The sequence below is a fragment of the Actinoplanes derwentensis genome (assembly GCF_900104725.1).
GTDB classification, from domain to species: Bacteria; Actinomycetota; Actinomycetes; order Mycobacteriales; family Micromonosporaceae; genus Actinoplanes; species Actinoplanes derwentensis.
The window spans coordinates 10576572-10595947 of the sequence record NZ_LT629758.1; the positions used below are offsets into that span (position 1 = coordinate 10576572).

The following is a 19376-nucleotide window of genomic DNA, read 5'->3' on the forward strand; positions in this document are numbered from 1 at the left end:
CCGACCAGCCACCCGTCCTGACAACACTCATCGATGTGTCAGTGGATCGCGCTCGAACCGGCGGCGGCCCGTCGGCTGATCCGCTTCGGGGTGAATCCGGCGGCCTATCGGGAGCGTTTCGTCAGCACGTTTGGCTACCATATGTCCCGATAGTGCCATATCTATGACGGGGGATTTCATGAAGAAGCTCGGCATGACGCGGCGCGCGAGTGTGCTCGGGGCCGCCGCCCTGATGTTCTCCGCGCTCCTGCCCGCCGCCGCGGCCGTCGCCGATCCCGGTGACCCGCAGCGCATCCAGAAGATCTCGGTGTCGAACCAGGGCGGTTACGTCTTCAGCTTCAAGATCCAGTATTTAGGCAAAGACCTCAAGTGGCACACAGCGAACTGGGAGAGCGACAAGTTCCCGGTCGGCCAGACCCGGACCACCCCGGACCTCGGCACCATCGGAGTGCCGGCCAGCGCCTTGGCGGTCCTGCCGTACGGCTCCGCCGTCGCGGGCGAGTCCGCCCAGGCCAACGCAGGCGTCGTCTACAACGCGAAGAGCACGAACGTCGCCAACTACATCGCCAAGGGCACTACCTTGATCGGCTTCGAGGTAGTCCTGACCGAATGATCCATCTCGGCCGGCGCCACCCGGCGCCGGCCACATCCTCCACAGCCATGACTCCTGACCGGGGCAGTTCCTGGCCCGAAGGCTTCGCCCTCCTGCCGGGCCGCCGGTTCAGCGGAGGAGCCTCTTTCCTCCCCCGGTCGTTTCTGAGACCTCCATGATAGGCGTCTCGCCGTGGCCGATTCGGGGCGGAGACCATCGGTGATCAGGGCGTGACGACTCCAGCAAGGTGGGGGCCCTCCGATCCCAGGGAGAAGGTCCGCGTCGCGCCTTCCTGGGTGCTGTGGAATCGCACTCTCGCGGGTAGCGGGATGGGCTTCTTGAAGGCGACGTCCACCGTGTAAGTGTCCGGCAGGCGGCCCTCCAAGGCGGCCAGGCAGCGGGCCTTGGACCACATGCCGTGGGCGATGGGGCGGGGGAAACCGAACGCGCGGGCGCCCAGCCGGGACGTGTGGATCGGGTTGCGGTCGCCGGAGATCGCGGCGTAGTCGGTGCCGGTGCGGGCCGGTATCCGCCAGACGCTGCCGCCGGGCGCGGGGAAAGCCGGAGCGGCGGCAGTGGGAGCGGGGGCGGTGGATGAACCGTCGAGGTGCAAGTAGGTGGAGACGCCGCGCCACACCTCGGCGCCGTTGACGGTGGCGGTGGTGGTCACGTCGAACTGGCGGCCCCGGGCATGGTCGCGCAGCGCTGCGGCCCGGACCGTCAGGTCCAGCGTGGCGCCGGCGTCGATCGGGCGGTGGACCGTGATCCGGTTGGTGATGTGGATCAGGCCGATCAGGGGCAGGGGGAAGCCCGGGTCGGACATCAGGCGCATGGCCAGCGGGAACGCCAGGACGTGCGGATAGGTCGCGGGCAGCAGGTCGGTGAGGCGGAAACCGCAGATCCGGTCGTACGCCGCCAGATGTCCCCGGTCGACGGTGACGCCCCGGTGCAGTATCTCGACGTCCGGCAGTGTCCCGGAGCCGCTGGGCCGCAAGCCGGGGAGCAGGCCGAGAGCGGCCCGGGCGTACGCCACCGTCGTCCGGGGCCCGGCGCTGACCTCGACGACCGCGACCATCTCAGGCCCCCAGCAGGCTCTGGCCGCAGACCCGGACCACGTTGCCGTTGATCGTGGCGGAGCCGGGTGACGCGAACCAGGCGATCGTCTCGGCCACGTCGATCGGCAGCCCGCCCTGGGACAGGCTGTTCAGGCGGCGGCCGGCCTCGCGCAGGCCGACCGGAATCTTCGCGGTCATCGCCGTCTCGATGAAACCGGGCGCGACCGCGTTGATGGTGATGCCCCGTTCGGCCAGCAGCGGCGCGTAGGACTGGACGAGCCCGATCACGCCGGCTTTGCTGGTGGCGTAGTTGGTCTGGCCCCGGTTCCCGGCGATGCCGGCGATCGACGCGACGCCGACGATGCGGCCGCCGGACGGGATCAGGCCACGTTCCAGCAGTATCTCGTTGACCCGTTCGGGAGCGGACAGGTTGACGCCGATCACCGAGTCCCACCGGTCGGCGGACATCCGGGCGATCGTCTTGTCGCGGGTGATGCCGGCGTTGTGGACGACGATGTCGACACCGCCGCGCGGGCCCGCGGCCAGATAACCGGCCAGGCGTTTCGCCGACTCGGGACCGGTCAGGTCGAGTTGCAGGGCCCGGCCGCGGGTCGCGTTGGCGACGTCGGCGAGCGCGTCACCGGCGGCCGGCACGTCCAGGGCGATCACTTCGGCGCCGTCGCGGGCCAGCACCCGGGCGATGGCCGCGCCGATCCCGCGGGCGGCGCCGGTGACCAGGGCGAGCTTGCCGTCCAGGGGGCGCCCCCAGTCGGCGGGGACCGGGGCGTCACCGGCGGCGACCCGGATGACCTGCCCGGACACGTAGGCCGACCGGCCGCTGAGCAGGAACCGCAGCGTCGACTCGACGGCCTGCTCACCGCCGGGCGCCACGTAGACGAGCTGGGCGGTCACCCCGTGCCCGAACTCCTTGCCGATGCTGCGGGTCAGCCCCTCCAGGCTCCGCTGCGCGGTCGCCTCCTGCGGCGAAACGATGGTCTCGGGAGGTGTGCCGAGCACGATCACCCGGCCGGAGGCTTCCAGCGAGCGGGCGTACGGGTGGAAGAAGTCGTAGAGACCGCGCAGCCCGCTGGAGTCCACGATGCCGGTGGCGTCCAGCACGAGCGCGCTCACCCGTACCCCATCAGGGGTCTGGTCGGTGACCTTGACCCCCGCCTCGGCCAGCAGCTTGCCGACCGGCCCGGACAGCCGCCCGCCCGCTGCCGCACCCAGCAGCACCGGGCCGGTGACCAGTGGATCTCCGGCGTGGTGCCGGCGCAGTCGGGGCGGATCAGGCAGCCCGAGGCGCTTGACCATGGTCCGGCCGAGACCGGAGTTGGCGAAGTTCGCGTACCTGTCAGCCATGCGGGTAGCCTACCGGTGAGTAACCGCAGGATCTCAATGTGGAGGACAGCCGTGCCGAACGTGCGCCGTGTCGCCGTGCTGGGCGGGAACCGGATCCCGTTCGCCCGATCCAACAGCCGCTACGCCGAGGCGTCGAACCAGGACATGCTGACCGCCGCCCTGGACGGTCTGGTCGCCCGGTTCGGACTGTCCGGCGAGCAGCTCGGCGAGGTCGTCGCCGGTGCCGTTCTCAAACACTCGCGCGACTTCAACCTCACCCGGGAGACCGTTCTCGGGTCCCGGCTCGACCCGCGCACTCCGGCCTACGACATCCAGCAGGCCTGCGGCACCGGTCTGGAAGCCGCGATCCTGGTCGCCAACAAGATCGCGCTCGGCCAGATCGACTCCGGGGTGGCCGGTGGAGTCGACACCACCTCGGACGCGCCGTTGCAGCTCAACGAGGACATGCGCCGCGCCTTGCTGGAACTCGGCCGGGCCCGCACCCTCAGCGCCCGGCTCAAGGCGGTCGCCAAGCTCCGTCCGCAGCAGACGGTCAAGCCCGAGCTGCCGCGCAACTCCGAACCGCGCACCGGCCTGTCGATGGGCGAGCACGCGGCGATCACCGCCCTGCGCTGGAGTGTCGACCGCGACGCCCAGGACGAACTCGCGCTCACCTCACACCAGCGTCTTGCGGCGGCGTACGACCGCGGCTTCTTCGATGATCTTCTGACTCCCTATCTGGGACTGACCCGTGATCAGAACCTGCGCGCCGACACCAGTCTGGAGAAACTGGCCAGGCTGAAGCCGGTGTACGGCACGGAGAACGCCACCATGACGGCCGGCAACTCCACCCCGCTCACCGACGGCGCGTCCACGGTGCTGCTCGCCTCCGAAGAGTGGGCCGCCGCGCACTCGCTGCCGGTCCTGGCGTACTTCGGCGACTCGGAGACCGCTGCCGTCGACTACGTGCACGGCGACGAGGGCCTGCTGATGGCGCCGGCCTACGCGGTCCCCCGCATGCTCGCCCGCAACGGCCTCACGCTGCAGGACTTCGACTACTACGAGATCCACGAGGCGTTCGCGTCCCAGGTGCTGTCCACCCTGGCGGCGTGGGAGTCACCGGAGTTCTGCAAGGACAGACTGGGCCTGGACGCCCCGCTCGGCTCCATCGACCGCGCCAAGCTGAACGTCAACGGCTCGTCGCTGGCGGCCGGGCATCCGTTCGCCGCCACCGGCGGCCGCATCGTCGCGTCACTGGCCAAGCAACTCGCCGAGAAGGGCTCCGGTCGGGGCCTGATCAGCATCTGCGCCGCCGGTGGTCAGGGCGTGGTGGCCATCCTGGAGCGCTGACCGTCGGCGGTCAGCCGGTGAGACCGTGCTGACCGAACGGGTGGCCCGCCGATCGCATCGGCGGGCCACCCGCGTCAGAGGGTCAGCGGGCGATGCAGGTGGTCGTGGTGGACGGGGCGTTGCCGGTGCCCTGGAAACCGAACTCGGTGGAGCCGCCGGCTGCGACCGTGCCGTTGTAGCCGACGTTGGTGAAGCCGACGGCCCCGGACGAGCCGGCCGCTGTGGCGCTCCACGTGTTGGTCACCGCTGCGCCGGTCGGGAGGGTGACCGTCGTGGTCCAGCCGGTCAGGGCCGCGGAACCGGCCGTCACCTTCACCGTGGCCACGAAACCGCCGGTCCACGCGTTGACCGAGACGGTGGCCGTGCAGGTCTTGGTGCCGGGCGGCTGGCTGGTGGACGGGGACGGCGACGCGGACTGTGAGGGCGACGGTGATGAGGTGGTGCCGCCGAGGGCGTTCAGGACCGCTGTGTACGCCGCCTTCGGGTTGCCGTTGCCGTCGAACAGCAGCGGGGTGCCGCTGGCCCGCCAGGAATCGGTGTCGCGGATGCCCCACACGGTGATGCCGTTGCAGCGGGTCACCGCCAGGCAGGCGTTGGTGGCGGCGGCGAAACTGTTGGCCTGGGCGGTGCCGGAGCCTTCGATGTCCAACTCGGTGATCTGCACGTCGACGCCCAGGTCGGCGAAGCGCTGCAGGTTGGCCTGGTAGTCCGACGGGAGCGGGGAGGCGGCGTTGAAGTGGGACTGGAAACCGACGCAGTCGATCGGGACGCCGCGGGCCTTGAAGTCGGAGACCATGGCGTACACCGCGTTGCTCTTGGCGTTCTGCCCGTCGGTGTTGTAGTCGTTGTAACAGAGCTTGGCGGCCGGGTCGGCGGCCCGTGCGGTGCGGAAGGCGACTTCGATCCAGTCGTTTCCGGTGCTCTGCAGGTTGGAGGTGCGGCGGGCGCCGGTGGAGCCGTCGGCGAAGGCCTCGTTCACCACGTCCCACGAGTCGATCTTGCCGCGGTAGTGGGTGGTGACCTGGGTGACGTGGTTGACCATGGCGTTGCGCAGGGCGGTGCCGCTGAGGTTCTGCGCCCAGGACGGCTGCTGCGAGTGCCAGGCCAGGGCGTGGCCGCGGACCTTCGCGCCGATCGAGACGGCCCGGTTCACGATGGTGTCGGCCGAGGTGAAGGTGAACGTGCCCTGGGTGGGTTCGGTGGCGTCCCACTTCATCTCGTTCTCAGGCGTGACCGAGTTGAACTCGCGGTTGAGGATGCCGGAGTAGACCGAGTCGGACAGTTTGTAGGCGGCGACCGCGGTGCCGAAGTAGCGGCCCTTCTCGGCGGCGGCCGCACCCAGGGTGGTGGCGGCGCTGGCACTGGGGGAGAGGGCGGCGAACGTGCCGGCCACGAGGGCGCCGCTCGTCAGGACGGTGAGGATCGCGCGGGATCGTCTCATCGGGAACTCCAGTCGGGGATCTGGAGGCATCGACCATCATCGAAGCCGATCGAAACGCTACCGATACCTTCCGGAAACTTCAATCGATGAGTCGTGATCAGCGCAGGATATGACGCTCCGAAACTTTCGGGCTCAATCCGCGGTACGAAGCACCTCGGCGACCGCTTCGGCCGCTCCGGGAGCGTCGTCGCCGTCGGCGTGGACGGTGACCGTGGTACCGGCCGGGGCGTTCAGTGACATCAGGCGCAGGGCGCTGCGCGCCGGAGCGGACCGCTCGCCGACCCGGATCTCGACGGTCGCCGTGAACGCCGCGGCGGCCCGGACCACCTCACCGGCCGGCCGGGCGTGCAGCGCCGCCGGCAGCACGACCGCGATCTCAGAACTTTCCGACATCACGGGCCTCCCGGGCGGCGTCGGCGACCATGGTCTGATCGGCACCGGTTGACGCGATGACGGCGGCGGCGACCGCGCCCTCGACGAACGGCGCGTCCACCAGCAGCGGACCGGGCGGCAGGTCGTCCAGAACGGCGCGGGCGGTGAGGACGGCACTGCCCAGGTCGGCGAGGATCACGACTCCGGCCCCGGTGTCGGCGCGGGCGACCGCCGCCGCGATCAGGTCGAAACTGGTGCCGAGCGAGCCGTCCTCGGTGCCGCCGGCCGTCTCCACCCGCACGTCGTCACCCGCGACCTGACCGAGCAGATCACGCAACCCCGAGGCCAGCGATCCACTGTGTGACACGAGCACGATCCCCACGTACGACATAGGTTCTGATCGTAGTCACCGAAAGCCTTGGCCGAATCGCTGTGCGCGACGATGCTGGGACCCGGGGCATCGTCGCCCGTGGAAGGAGCAGGTCGTGAAGAAGTTCGTCAACGATCCCGCCGACGTGGTGGCCGAGGCCCTCGCCGGCTTTGCCGCCGCCCATCCGGAGCTGCGTGTCGACGCGGCCGAACAGTTCGTGGCCAGGGCGGACGTGCCCCGGCCGGGCAAGGTGGCGCTGGTCTCCGGCGGCGGTTCGGGGCATGAGCCGTTGCACGCCGGTTTTGTCGGCGCCGGGATGCTGGACGCGGCCTGTCCGGGCGAGATCTTCACCTCGCCGGTGCCGGACCAGATCCTGGCCGCGACGAAAGCGGTCGACGGTGGTGCGGGCGTGGTGCACGTGGTGAAGAACTACACCGGCGACGTGATGAACTTCCAGATGGCCGCCGAACTGGCCGCCGACGAGGGCATCACCGTGGAGACGGTGCTGGTCGACGACGACGTGGCGGTGCTGGACTCGACGTGGACCGCGGGCCGTCGCGGCACCGGCGCCACCCTGCTGGTGGAGAAGATCGCCGGAGCGCTGGCCGAGGAGGGTGGCAAACTGGCCGAGGTGGCGGCGATCGGGCGCGAGGTGAACACGGCGTCGGCGTCGTTCGCGTACGCGCTGACCGCCGGCACCACCCCGGCCGCCGGGCGCCCCGGTTTCGACCTGCCGGACGACGAGATCGAGGCGGGTGTCGGCATCCACGGCGAGCCGGGCCGCCGCCGGGAGAAACTGCGCCCGGCCCGCGACCTGGTCCGCTCCGCTCTGGACGCGATCCTCGAGGCCAAACCCATCGCCCGGGACGACCAGGTGATCGTGCTGGTCAACGGCCTCGGCGCGACCCCGCTGATCGAGCTGTACCTGGTCTACGGCGAGGTCGTCACGGTGTTGGCCGAGCGTGGGGTCCGGATCAGCCGCCGGCTGGTCGGCAACTACGTGACAAGCCTCGACATGGCCGGCCTGTCGATCACGGTGACCCGGGTGACCGGCGAGATGCTGCGACTGTGGGACGCCCCGGTGCACACGCCCGGCCTGCGGTGGGGCGCCTGACGTGGACGTCGCCCTCGCCACGGCCTGGCTGCGGGCCGCCGCCGCTGCCGTCGTCGACGACACCGACGAACTGACGAGACTGGACGCCGCGATCGGCGACGGCGACCACGGTGTCAACATGCGGCGCGGGTTCACCGCGGTCACCGCGGTCCTGGACGGCACCGAGTTCACCGGCGTGGGCGAGGTGTTCGTCAAAGCCGGCGGCACCCTGATCTCGAAGGTGGGCGGCGCGTCCGGTCCGCTCTACGGCAGTGCCTTCCGGGCCGTCGGCAAGGCGCTGCCACCCGGTGCCCAGGTCCGGCCCACCGACCTGGTGACGGCGTTGCGTGCCGGGCTGGAGGCGGTGCGCCGCCTCGGCGGGGCGGTGGCCGGCGACAAGACGCTGGTGGACGCGTTCGGGCCGGCGGTGGCCGCCTTCGAGGAGGCGGTGCTCGGCGGGGCCGGGCTGCCCGAGGCGGCGGCCGGTGCGGCCCGGGCGGCCGGCGACGGGGCCCGGAACACCGTCGCCTTGACCGCGCGCAAGGGCCGGGCGTCCTACCTGGGCGAGCGCAGTGCCGGTCACCAGGACCCGGGCGCCACCTCGACGTGGCTGATCTTCCAGGCCCTGGCCGACGTGACGGCTCCCTGAGCCCCAGCTGCCCCAGCTGTCAATCGGGTGTTGTCGGTCCCGGATCACCCGGATGGGCGACAGACTACGAGGATGGGGCTGAGTGGGGTTTTCGATGACCGGTCGCTGCGGACGAAGATCGGCGCCGCCGCGATGACCGCCACGGTGAGCGGTCTGATCGTCGGCGCGGTGGCGATCAGTACCGTCTACGACCTCAACGATCACGCCGCGGCGGTACAGCGGCAGTCGATCGCAGTCCAGTCCGCGGTCGGATCGTTCGGGCGCAACATCGAGGCGTACGTCGGCGGGGTGTCGGCGGTCCAGCTCTATCCGGCCATTGCCAAGGACATCCAGGCCGGGATGGCGGTCAACCAGAAAGCCGTGGAGACCGCGCTGGCCGATCTGAAGTCCGCCCTGCCCGGTGACGCGGTCGTCGCCAAGTCGGAGGAGGACTGGGCGGCGTTCCTGGACCAGCTGGCCGTCGACGTGCGCGGAGCCTCGCCTGCCGAACTGGCCAAGGCGCTGGACGACTACAACACCCTGCACACCGCGCTCAGCGACGACCAGGAGGCGCTGAAGGAGCAGACGACGGCTGTCGTCGAGGCGCGGATCGTCGAGGCCGAGACGTCCGGCCGGCACGCGGCGTACCTGGTGGCGGGCCTGTTGCTGGTGGGCATGGTGCTGAGTCTGCTGATCGGTTTCCAGGTGGCCGGGCGGGTGCGCGAGACGGTGCGGTCGGTGGGCCGGATCGCGGAAGGGCTGGCCGAGGGCGACCTGACCCGGACCTCCGGGGTGCGCAGTCAGGACGAGATCGGCCGGATGGCCGCCTCCCTGGACCAGGGGATGGCCCGGCTGCGGGACGACATCGTGCACCTGGCCGGGAGTGTCGGCACCCTGCAGGACTCGGCGGGCCGGCTCAGTTCGGTCTCCGGTTCGGTGAGCGCGGCCGCCACCGAGGCGTCCAGCCAGGCCGGCACGGTCGCGCTGGCCGCCGACGCGGTCTCCAGCAACCTGCAGATCGTCTCGGCCGGGTCGCAGGAGATGGGTTCGGCGATCCGCGACATCAGCGTCTCCACGTCGGAGGCGACCGAGGTGGCCGCGCAGGCGGTCCGGGTCGCGGCGGAGACCAACGCGATCGTGGCCCGGCTCGGTTCCTCCTCCGAGGAGATCTTCACCGTGGTCAAGGTGATCACCAGCATCGCCGAGCAGACGAACCTGCTGGCCCTGAACGCGACGATCGAGGCGGCTCGTGCCGGTGAGGTCGGCAAGGGTTTCGCGGTGGTGGCCGGCGAGGTCAAGGACCTGGCGCAGGAGACCGCGAAGGCGACCGAGGACATCTCCCAGCGGGTGCAGGCGATCCAGGCCGACACCAGCGGGGCGGTGATCGCGATCGGGGAGATCTCCGAGATCATCGAGCGGATCAACGGCCTGCAGCTGACCATCGCGTCGGCGGTGGAGGAGCAGACCGCGACGACGCAGGAGATGAACCGGACCCTGACCGAGGCCGCGAACGGGGCCGGGGACATCGCGGCGACCATCGGGTCGGTGTCGTCGGCGGCGCGGCGCACCACCGAGACCGTCGGCGAGACCCGGAGCGCGGCCGACGACCTGTCCGCGACCGCGGCCCAGCTCCAGACGGTGGTCTCCCGGTTCAGGTATTGATAGCCGCGGTTACCCCTGGCAGGGTGGGAGCATGTACCCGCCTGAGCCCTGGCACCTGCGCGGACAGATGTACCTCTCGATCTTCCTGGTCCCCCGGCGGGACATGCCGGCGCTGGATCCGGTCGTGGGCGCCGCGATGCGCCCGGTCACGGTCGGTGGCCGGATCGCGGCCGGGGCGGCCTGGGTGTCGTACGAACCCGGCGGTGTCCTGCACTACCGGGAGTTGCTCAGTGCCGTCCTGGTGCACGAGCGCGGCCGTCCCCGGGTGAGCATCACCGACATCTGGGTGGACAGCGCCGTCTCCCGGGAGGGTGGCCGGGGCCTCTGGGGCATTCCGAAAGAGATGGCCGAGTTCACCCTCGACGCCGAGAACGACCCGCTTGTCGACGCGACGATGACCGAGCCTTCGGTCGCCGCGCTGATCCGTCTGCGCAAGACGTTGCCGGGCCGGTTCCCGCTGGGCTTCACGGTGGCCCAGGAGCTGGGCGGTCAGGTCCGGCGCACCCCGGTGCGAGGCCGGGGCGGATTGCGTACGGCCGACGCGGCGTGGCGCCCCGACCCGGACGGCCCGCTCGGCCACCTGGCCGGCCGCCGTCCGGTGATGAGCCTGGCGATCACCGACTTCTGGCTGGTCTTCGGCCGCACCGCCGCACAACGGGCCAAGTCCGGGGAGCGCACGCCCCGCTGATCCAGGTCACGCGGGTACGGTTCGCGGGTGAACCGCAGCCGCCCCGGAGGAGCACGATGAGCGCCGACCACCATTCCCACGCGCACGGCGACCTGCCGTCGTTGCCCGGAGGCCGCCGTGTCACGCTGTTTCTGCTGGTGCCGGCGGTGCTGCTGACGATCCTCGGGATGCTGCTGCTGTGGCCGCGGGACACCCCGGCGGTGACCGACGGCGCGACCGGCCCGGTGATGACCACCGGTGAGGTGGTGTCGGTGGCCCGGGTCCAGTGCCCGCCGGTGCCGGCCGGGGACACCCCGGAGGAGAACTGCGGCACCGTCACGGTCCGGCTGGACAGCGGCGAGGTGATCACCACCGACGTGCCGACCGGTCCGGGCGCCCCGGAGGTGGACACTGGTGACGATCTGACCCTGATGGCGCTCAACGACGAGGCCGGCGCGGTCAGCTATGCGATCACCGACCACCAGCGGGGCACCGAGCTGTGGATGCTGGGAGCGGTGTTCGCGCTGGCGGTGATCGCGTTCGGCCGGTGGCGGGGCCTGACCGCGCTGGCCGGACTGGTGGTCACGTTCGGCATCCTGCTCTGGTTCATCGTCCCGGCGATCCTGGACGGCCGGTCGCCGGTGCTGGTGGCGGTGGTCGGCGCCGCCGCGATCATGCTGATCGTGCTCTATCTGACACACGGGTTGTCGATCACCACGTCGATCGCGGTGGCCGGCACCCTGGCCAGCCTGGCGATCACCGCGGTGCTGGCGGCGGTCTCCACCGCCGCCGTGCACCTGACCGGGGTGGCCGACGAGACGTCGAACTTCCTGACCATCACCCACGGCGACGTCAACATGCAGGGCCTGCTGCTGGCCGGCATCGTGATCGGCTCGCTGGGGGTGCTCGACGACGTGACCGTCACCCAGTCGGCGACGGTCACCGAGCTGGCCTTGGCCAATCCGGCGTACGGGTTCCGCCGCCTCTACGGTGCCGCCACCCGGATCGGCCGGGCCCACATCGCCTCGGTGATCAACACGATCGTGCTGGCGTACGCGGGCGCCTCCCTGCCGTTGATGTTGCTCTTCGCGGCCGGCAACACCCCGGTCGGTGAGGTGCTGACCACTCAGCTGATCGCGCAGGAGCTGGTGCGCAGCGCGGTCGGCACGATCGGCCTGGTCGCCGCGGTGCCGATTACCACGGCTCTGGCGGCGTGGATGGCCGCCCGGCGGCATCGGCCGGAGGCTCCGGATGCACCGGATGCTTCCGGGAAGGCTTCAGGAAGGGCTTCCGGGAAGGCGAAGCATCGGGAGCGCCCGGCCGAGGATCCGTGGACGGCGTTCGTGGAACGCTGAGACCAGGGTTCAGCACTTCTGCCAGACGACCCGGTAGAGAGTGCTCAGCGAGGCGTCGGTCGAGTCCATGGTCAGGAAGTTGGTGTGCTTCTTGGCGTCCGAGGTGCCCCGGTTCACCCGCAGCTCGGTGTTGATGTTGAGGTAGCGGCGTTCCCCGCACGGCAGGAAGCTCGTCGCGGCGATGGCCACCTTGTCGGTACGCTGCCAGGAGTCCTCGATCGGGCCCTTGAAATCGTGGGTGCTGCGCGTGGTGTTCGAATGCCCCTGGAAGTAGTAACTGGCGATCTGCTGGCCGCGGGCGCCGGGCTTCAGGCTCGCGTACCCGCGGTAATCGGCGCTGGCGATGGCGAACGTGAATCCGCCGGGCACCCGGATGTCGAGACCGAGCTGGCAGTTCTTGCGGAAGTCCAGTGGATTCGCCTTCGGCCCGACCGAGGCGGTGTACTCCGAATAGCTGACCGTGAACGCGGTGTTGTCCGGCGAGACCTGGACGTCGGCGCTGTTCTCCGGGCAGCCGGAGCCGTTCACCGACACCACGTCGATCACCATCATCTTGTCCGGCTTCGGGGCCGCGTCCGGCGCGGCCTGAACTGGAGCGGACATCGCGAGTGCGCCGAGAAGTGCTGTTCCGGCGGTCATCGAACGCAACATGAGAATTCCCCCCGTTGGGTTTCGCATTCCTTTTCCTGAAGCATTCTCGGCTCGCTGGAAGGCTCGCTGGAAAAAGGATCCGAAGAATTGTTTACTCGATAACCCTAGCGATTTCGGGAACTGTCGGAAGCAGGGCGCGGAACAGCCGTACCAGAGTGCGGACAACACGGCCATTCGGCCGGATCTGCGCAAACGCCGCCCATGCCCTCACGGGGTGTGCTACGTCCGCCCTCGCCGGTTTCGTCGGCCCTCGCCGGGCGTGCCGGGTCAGAGCAGGCCGGGCAGGGCCAGCAGGGTCATGCCGAGGCCGGCCACCACGATCACGGCCGCGGTCGCGGTCGGCAGGCGCCGGGTCAGCAGGGTGTTCCATCGGCCGGCGCCCAGCCGGTGCAGGCGCTCACCCCAGTGCGCGAGGGCGAAACCGAGGCCGGTGAGGGTGGCGGCCAGGCCGATGCCGTAGGCCAGCACCAGCAGCACGCCGTACCAGGCCCGGCCGAGTGCCGCCGCGCCGAGCAGGACCACCACCGCGGACGGGCTGGGGGACAGGCCGCCGGCGAAACCCATCGCCAGCATGGTGCGCACGCGTAACGGCTGGTCCGGATCGGGCACGTGATGGACGTGCGAGTGACCGCCATGGCTGTGCACATGCGGCGTGTCATGGGCGTGGGCGTGCTCGTGATCATGCGGATGCGGATGCGGGTGTGGGTGTGGGTGTGGGTGTGGGTGTGGGTGCGAATGTCCCGCGGGCACCAGATGACCGTGATCGTGGTGCTGGTGAGCGCGCATCCGGTGGACGGCCTGGTGCAGCAGGTGGCCCCCGACCAGCATGACCACGATCCCGCTGACCAGCCGCAGCCACCCGTACAGCAGATCCGGTGCGAGCTGCAGAGACGTGGCGAAGACGATGCCGAGCGCGAGCACCCCGAGCGTGTGGGTGACGGCCACCGTCCCGGCCACCGTCAGGGCGTGCCCCAGGCGTCCCCGGGACCCGATCAGATAGGCCGCCATGATCGTCTTGCCGTGGCCCGGGGCGACGGCGTGCAGGCCGCCGAGTGCCACCGCGATCAGCAGAGCCAGCAGTCCGATGCCCAGGGTCAGCTGCGGATGCCCGATCAGGCCGGTGAACCAGGCGGTGAGCCGATCGGTGCCCTGTGCCGGGGCCATCCCGCCGGCCGTGAGCGGCGAGACGGCCGCCGGGCCGCCGGGCCGCACACTGAGGGTCGCGGACCGCACGTCGGAGGAGACCGCACCGGCCGGGTACGCGGTGAGCAGCGCGCTGACACTGTCGGCGGGAACGTCGGCCTGGGTGATGGTGTAACGGTCGCCGACGGCGGTGATCTCCCGCCAGCCGAGCCGGTCGGCGTACAGCGACGTGCGGTAGCCGACCGTCGTCGCGGCGGTGATCCGCACGTCGGCGTGCAGCACGCAGCGCAGCCGCAGGGTGGTGAGCCCACCGGTGCTCGCCGGGAACGTCAGCCCGGCCGGTCTCCCGGTGAGGCGGAGGTCCCGGCCGCCGACGGCCACCGTGCCGGCCGCGGCTGCCGCCGCGCACGTGCGCTCGGCGTAGGCGTCGTTCTCGGCCGGCGACCCGGTCCCGTCCTGGTCGGTGTCGATCTCGTTGGCGCGTGCCTGGTAGGTGGGGATCTCGGCGAGGTCGAGCACGAAGTCGACGTCCACGCCGGTGCCGGTGACGCGCAGCCCGGAATATTGGTTGGTGGTGAAGTTGCCGAGCGGATGGGCCTGGGCCGGGGTGCCGGTCGCCAGCGCGCCCAGCACACCGAGGGCCAGAGCGATGCGGATCATGCGGGGCCGCCGAGTTCGGTGAGGGTGGCACGGGCGCTCGGGCCGTACCGCAGGGAGAAGTACGGGTTGAGGTGCAGGGCCCGGGTCAGGTCGGCGCGGGCTCCGGCGCGGTCGTGCCGGGCCAGCCGGATCATGGCGCGGTAGTAGTGGGCCCGGGCGTCCTGGATGCCCAACCGCAGGCCGCGGTCCGCGTGGGTGAGGGCGGCCCGGTCGTCACCGGCGGCGTGCAGCGCCCAGGCGTAGGCGGTGTGCACCGGGGCGCTCGGCCGGGCCGCGAGCAGTGCCCGGCCGCGGGCGACAGCGGTCCGCGCGTCGCCGTGGTCGGCGGCGAACAGGACCAGGTCGATGTCGGTGGTCGACCCGGTGGTGCCGGGCAGCTGGGAACTGAAGCGGATGAGGTCGTCGGTCCGGGCCGCCTCGCCGGGGCGGCCGGCCGCGGTCAGGACGTCGGCCAGCGCCATCAGGTGGTCGACCGTCGGCAGCCGGTCGGTGGCGGCCCGCAGGTCGTTCTCCGCGGCGGTCAGGTCACCGCGGGCGGCGGCCACCCTCGCCCGGCCGGCCAGCAGGGCGGGCCGGCCGGGGTCGCGAGCCAGTCCTTCGGCGAAGTGGGCCGAGGCGGTGTCCAGGTCACCGGCCGCGAAGGCCAGTTCGCCCAGGTGGGTCAGGGCGAAGGTGATCTCGTCGGCGGTGATGGCGGACTCGCGGGCCCGGGTCATCAACTCGACCGCCCGGCGCTGGTCGCCACGCAGTTCGAACAGGTAGGAGGCGCGGGCGAACGAGCCGGTGTCCGGTCGCAGGTCGAGCATCCGCTGGACCGCGGTGGTGGCCGCGTCGTACCGGCCGAGTTCCACGTAGGCGTCGGTGAGCACCCCGTACCCGTCGGCGGCGTAGTCGTCGAGGGCGACCGCCGTGCGCGCGTACCGCAGCGCGCCACGGAAGTCGTGCCGGGCCGCGGCCAGCGCGCCGAGCCCGATCATCGCCGCCGCGTTGTCATCCGGGCGTACCTCGCGGGAGCGGCGCAACGCGGTCTCGGCGGCCAGGTACTGCGCCGGGTCGTAGGTGATCCGGCCGAGCTGGATGCGGGCCAGCCCGAGAGCAGCCCAGCCCTGCCAGTCGCCGGGGACGGTGGTCAGGTGCGCCTGCAGTCGCCGTACGTGCGCGTCCGGTTCCTGGGCCGCCGGCGGCGCGACGGCGGTGGTCGGCCCGGACTCCCGGCCGTGCCACGGCGCCAACGTGACGCCGGCCCCGAGCAGGGTGACCGCGGCCAGACCGGTGACCACCAGCGGCCGTAGCCATCGTCGTCGCATGGCTCGATGGTGCACTAATCGGGCTTTCCCTGTATTGCGGACAGAAGTAATGAAAGCTATTCGAGAACCAATGTCTCGTTACGGGGGAAAGATGAAAACCGTTCTCCGCGTCGCCGCGCTCGGCGTCTCGGTGGCCTGTGTGGCCTCACTCGCGCCGGTCCAGAGCAACGCGTCCTCACACCGGGAGGCGCCACTCATCGCCGGCACACCCGGCCTGGACAACACCGACCTGTACGCGTTCGTCAGCCCGGACGCGCCGGAGACCGTCACGGTGGTGGCGAACTGGCAGCCGTTCGAGGAGCCGAACGGTGGCCCGAACTTCTACACGTTCGCCGAGAAGACCGCCTACGACATCAACATCGACAACAACGGTGACGCCAAGGCGGACATCACCTACCGGTACACGTTCCGGACCAGCTATCGCAACGCCGGCACGTTCCTCTACAACACCGGGCCGGTCACCTCGCTCAGCGACGGCGATCTGAACCTCCGCCAGAGCTACTCGCTGGACCGGATCACCTCGGCCGGCACCAAGAAGGTGCTGAAGACGGCGCGGGTCGCACCGTCGTTCACCGGCAAGGCGTCGATGCCGAACTACGCGACGGTGTCGGACGAGGCGGTCACCTCTGCGGGCGGCGGCGTGACGTCGTTCGCGGGCCAGGCCGACGACCCTTTCTTCGCCGACCTGCGCGTCTTCGACCTGCTCTACGGCGGTGACCTCAGCGAGGTCGGCCAGGACTCGCTGCGGGGCTACAACGTCAACTCCATCGCCCTGCGGGTTCCCAAGGCCGATCTGGCGCTCAAGGGCAACGTCAGCCGCAACCCGGTCGTCGGCATCTGGAGCACCACCTCGCGGATCGGCGCGAGCATGAAGGGCAAGCCGGGCAAGCTCCAGCAGGTGTCCCGCCTGGGCATGCCGCTGGTGAACGAGGCCGTCATCCCGGCGGGCCGCAAGAACGAGTTCAACGCCAGCGTGCCGACCGGTGACACCAAGTTCCTCTCCCACGTCACCAGCCCCGAGATCCCGAAGCTGATCGAGGCCATCTACAAGATCCCGGCCCCGGCCACGCCGCGTAAGGACCTGGTCGAGGTGTTCCTGACCGGTGTCTGCAAGGACTGCGGCCCGATCGCCGCCGACCTCAACTCGCAGTTGCTCAACAAGGACGTCGTCAAGAAGTCGTTCCGCCCGAGCGAGCAGCTGCGCCTCAACATGGCCGTGGCGCCCGCCGAGAACCCGAACCGGTTCGGCGTCATCGGCGGTGACCTGGCCGGGTTCCCGAACGGCCGCCGGCTCACCGACGACGTCATCGACGTGACCCTGCAGGCGGCCGAAGGCATCCTGCTGCCGGACCCGCCGGCCGCGGTCAAGACCCTGGGCGACGGTGTCGACGCCAACAGCGCCGGCTTCCGGAGCCACTTCCCGTACGTCGCGCTGCCCAACGAGGTAAGCGTCAACCAGCAGTAGTGATGCCCCGGCCACCGCGTGTCAGAACGCGCGGTGGCCGGGCTGCGCTCCCAGCCGCCGGGTCAGCGCGGTGTACCGGCGGCCGGCGCCGACCGTGCGGACCGCGGCGGCCAGGGCCCGGCGGGAGCCGACCAGCACCACCAGCTTCTTGGCCCGGGTGATCGCGGTGTAGAGCAGGTTGCGCTGCAGCATCATCCAGGCACTGGTGGTCAGCGGAATGATCACGGCCGGGTACTCGGAACCCTGGGAGCGGTGGATGGTGATCGCATAGGCGTGGGCCAGCTCGTCCAGCTCGTCGAAGTCGTAGTCGATCACTTCGTCCTCGTCCGTTCGTACCGCAAGGGTCTGCTCGTCGGTCGACAACGCCGTGACGACGCCGACCGTGCCGTTGAAGACCCCCGCGACCCCCTTGTCATAGTTGTTGCGGATCTGGGTGACCTTGTCGCCGATCCGGAACACCCGCCCGCCCATCCGACGCTCCGGCAGCCCCTCCCGAGCCGGAGTGAGCTGCTGCTGGAGCAGGGTGTTCAGGGCGCCCGCCCCGGCCGGGCCGCGGTGCATCGGGGCGAGCACCTGGATGTCACGGCGCGGGTCCAGACCGAACTTGCGGGGCACCCGATTACAGGCCACGTCGACGGTGAGCGCCGCGGTGGCCTCGGTGTCGTCGCACGGGAACAAGAAGAAGTCGGTCATCCCCTCCAACAGCACCGATCGGCCCTGGTTGACGCGGTGCGCGTTGGCGACCACACCACTCTGCGCGGCCTGCCGGAAGATCTGCGTGAGACGGACCCGGGGGATCACGTCGGCGGCGAGCAGGTCCCGCAGCACCTCACCGGCACCGACCGACGGCAACTGGTCGACGTCGCCGACGAGCAGCAGGTGCGCGCCCGGCGGCACTGCTTTGACCAGCTTGTTCGCCAGGATCAGGTCGAGCATCGAGGCCTCGTCGACGACGATCAGGTCGGCGTCCAGGGGGTTGTCGCGGTCGTACTGGGCGTCTCCGCCGGGCTGGAGTTTGAGCAGGCGGTGCACGGTGGCGGCGGGATGGCCGGTGAGTTCGGCGAGGCGTTTCGCGGCGCGGCCGGTGGGGGCGACGAGCTGGATCTTGGCCTTTTTGGCGGCGGCCAGTTCCACGATCGATCGTACGGTGAAACTCTTGCCGCATCCGGGTCCGCCGGTGAGCACGGCGACTTTGCTGGTCAGCGCCAGTCTGACCGCTTGTTCCTGCTCTTTCGCGAGCGTCGAGCCGGTCCGTTTGTGCAGCCAGGCCAGTGCCTTGGTCCAGTCCACGTCGCCGAAGTGCGGGAGCTTGTCCGATTTTTCACCTAGTAAACGGACGAGTAGTGACGCGAGCGACTGCTCGGCCCGGTGGAACGGCACCAGATAGATCGCGTCGTCCTCCCGGACCACGCCCTCCTCCTCGACCAGCTCGTCCAGGCACGGCGGGATCAGCGTGCCCGGCACCTCGAGGATCTTCGCGGCGTCGGCCATCAGCTCGTTCGCCGGCAGGAAACAGTGCCCGTTGTCGGTGGCCTGCGACAGCGTGTACTGCAGGCCGGCCTTCACCCGTTCGGGACTGTCGTGCGGGATGCCGACGGCCTGCGCGATCGTGTCGGCCGTCTTGAACCCGATGCCCCACACGTCGGCGGCCAGCTTGTAGGGGGAGTTCTTCACCACCGAGATGCTGGCGTCGCCGTACTTCTTGTAGATCCGCACCGCGATCGACGTGGAAACCCCGACCCCCTGCAAGAAGATCATCACCTCCTTGATCGCCTTCTGCTCGGCCCACGCCGCGGTGATCTTCTTCGTCCGCTTCGGCCCGAGCCCGGCCACCTCGATCAGCCGCTGGGGCGCGGTCTCGATGATCTCCAGAGTGTCCAGTCCGAAATGGTCGACGATGCGCTCCGCGAAGACCGGCCCGATCCCCTTGACCAGGCCCGATCCCAGGTAGCGGCGGATACCCTGCACGGTCGCCGGCAGCACCGTGGAGTAGGAGAGCACCTCGAACTGGCGACCGTACTGCGGATGCGACGACCACCAACCGGACAACCGCAGACTCTCCCCCGGCTGCGCGCCGAGCAGGGCCCCGACCACGGTCAGAAGATCACTGCTGCTCTGGTACGCCACCCGGGCCACCGTGTAGCCGGTCTCCTCGTTCACGTAGGTCAGCCGCTCCAGCACTGCCTCGATGGTCTGCGTCTTGTCCGGTGGCACGCGACCATCG

Annotated in this window: 17 protein-coding genes; 8 read left to right on the plus strand and 9 right to left on the minus strand. The window is 70.4% G+C overall.

What is annotated here, in order from left to right:
* Positions 1-178: 178 nt before the first annotated feature.
* Entirely contained in the window at positions 179-613 is a 435-nt protein-coding gene (locus BLU81_RS47170; protein ID WP_197686081.1) for a hypothetical protein, read from the plus strand.
* 202 nt (positions 614-815) lie between these two features.
* Here the strand turns inward: BLU81_RS47170 and BLU81_RS47175 are convergent, their stop codons facing one another.
* Both BLU81_RS47175 and BLU81_RS47180 read right to left on the minus strand, forming a co-directional pair.
* Positions 816-1667, minus strand: a complete 852-nt coding sequence (locus BLU81_RS47175) for a MaoC family dehydratase (RefSeq protein ID WP_092556274.1) — start codon at positions 1665-1667, stop codon at positions 816-818.
* A gap of 1 nt (position 1668) precedes the next feature.
* A complete protein-coding gene (locus BLU81_RS47180) occupies positions 1669-3009 on the minus strand; it encodes a 3-oxoacyl-ACP reductase (RefSeq protein ID WP_092556276.1) in 1341 nt (446 codons plus the stop codon).
* A 51-nt stretch (positions 3010-3060) separates the two neighbouring features.
* Between BLU81_RS47180 and BLU81_RS47185 the strand changes: the two genes are divergently transcribed.
* Positions 3061-4338, plus strand: coding sequence for an acetyl-CoA C-acetyltransferase (locus tag BLU81_RS47185; protein WP_092556278.1), 1278 nt, complete (start codon positions 3061-3063; stop codon positions 4336-4338).
* Positions 4339-4420: 82 nt separating this feature from the next.
* Here BLU81_RS47185 and BLU81_RS47190 read toward each other — a convergent pair whose 3' ends face one another.
* From BLU81_RS47190 to dhaM, 3 genes are all read right to left on the minus strand, one after another.
* Complete coding sequence (locus tag BLU81_RS47190) at positions 4421-5779, minus strand: endo-1,4-beta-xylanase (protein WP_092556280.1); 1359 nt, start codon at positions 5777-5779, stop codon at positions 4421-4423.
* 132 nt (positions 5780-5911) lie between these two features.
* The gene (locus tag BLU81_RS47195; protein ID WP_092556282.1) at positions 5912-6172 is read right to left on the minus strand and encodes an HPr family phosphocarrier protein; all 261 of its coding nucleotides are present in this window, start codon (positions 6170-6172) and stop codon (positions 5912-5914) included.
* The gene (gene dhaM, locus BLU81_RS47200; RefSeq protein ID WP_092556284.1) at positions 6156-6542 is read right to left on the minus strand and encodes a dihydroxyacetone kinase phosphoryl donor subunit DhaM; all 387 of its coding nucleotides are present in this window, start codon (positions 6540-6542) and stop codon (positions 6156-6158) included. Before dhaM ends, BLU81_RS47195 begins: the two co-directional genes overlap by 17 nt.
* A 94-nt stretch (positions 6543-6636) precedes the next feature.
* Here dhaM and dhaK point away from each other — a divergent pair, with 94 nt between their 5' ends.
* The 5 genes from dhaK (at position 6637) to BLU81_RS47225 (ending at position 11926) form a co-directional block, all read left to right on the plus strand.
* Positions 6637-7635 carry a dihydroxyacetone kinase subunit DhaK gene (gene dhaK, locus BLU81_RS47205; protein WP_092556287.1) on the plus strand — a complete coding sequence of 333 codons (999 nt, stop codon included), beginning with the start codon at positions 6637-6639 and terminating at the stop codon, positions 7633-7635.
* 1 nt (position 7636) lies between these two features.
* On the plus strand, positions 7637-8263 hold the full coding sequence (gene dhaL / locus BLU81_RS47210; RefSeq protein ID WP_092556289.1) for a dihydroxyacetone kinase subunit DhaL: 627 nt from the start codon (positions 7637-7639) through the stop codon (positions 8261-8263).
* Between the two features lie 72 nt (positions 8264-8335).
* Positions 8336-9904 carry a methyl-accepting chemotaxis protein gene (locus BLU81_RS47215; protein ID WP_092556291.1) on the plus strand — a complete coding sequence of 523 codons (1569 nt, stop codon included), beginning with the start codon at positions 8336-8338 and terminating at the stop codon, positions 9902-9904.
* A gap of 31 nt (positions 9905-9935) precedes the next feature.
* Positions 9936-10592 carry an acetoacetate decarboxylase family protein gene (locus tag BLU81_RS47220; RefSeq protein WP_092556293.1) on the plus strand — a complete coding sequence of 219 codons (657 nt, stop codon included), beginning with the start codon at positions 9936-9938 and terminating at the stop codon, positions 10590-10592.
* Positions 10593-10648: 56 nt separating this feature from the next.
* Positions 10649-11926: a YibE/F family protein gene (locus BLU81_RS47225; RefSeq protein WP_092556295.1), complete on the plus strand. Its 1278-nt coding sequence runs from the start codon at positions 10649-10651 to the stop codon at positions 11924-11926.
* 9 nt (positions 11927-11935) lie between these two features.
* On the opposite strand, the gene BLU81_RS47230 is transcribed toward BLU81_RS47225, so the two are convergent.
* The 3 genes from BLU81_RS47230 to BLU81_RS47240 all read right to left on the minus strand — a co-directional run bounded on the left by BLU81_RS47230 (position 11936) and on the right by BLU81_RS47240 (position 15687).
* Complete coding sequence (locus BLU81_RS47230) at positions 11936-12577, minus strand: DUF4360 domain-containing protein (RefSeq protein WP_092556297.1); 642 nt, start codon at positions 12575-12577, stop codon at positions 11936-11938.
* A gap of 267 nt (positions 12578-12844) precedes the next feature.
* A complete protein-coding gene (locus BLU81_RS47235; RefSeq protein WP_092556299.1) occupies positions 12845-14380 on the minus strand; it encodes a nickel/cobalt transporter in 1536 nt (511 codons plus the stop codon).
* The gene (locus tag BLU81_RS47240; protein ID WP_157752128.1) at positions 14377-15687 is read right to left on the minus strand and encodes a tetratricopeptide repeat protein; all 1311 of its coding nucleotides are present in this window, start codon (positions 15685-15687) and stop codon (positions 14377-14379) included. The genes BLU81_RS47235 and BLU81_RS47240 overlap by 4 nt, the downstream gene beginning before the upstream one ends.
* Positions 15688-15778: 91 nt before the next feature.
* On the opposite strand from BLU81_RS47240, the gene BLU81_RS47245 reads away from it, so the two are divergent.
* Entirely contained in the window at positions 15779-17152 is a 1374-nt protein-coding gene (locus BLU81_RS47245; protein WP_197686082.1) for a DUF4331 domain-containing protein, read from the plus strand.
* Positions 17153-17173: 21 nt separating this feature from the next.
* Here the strand turns inward: BLU81_RS47245 and recD2 are convergent, their stop codons facing one another.
* Positions 17174-19366, minus strand: coding sequence for an SF1B family DNA helicase RecD2 (recD2, locus tag BLU81_RS47250; protein WP_231953869.1), 2193 nt, complete (start codon positions 19364-19366; stop codon positions 17174-17176).
* Positions 19367-19376 lie beyond the last annotated feature (10 nt).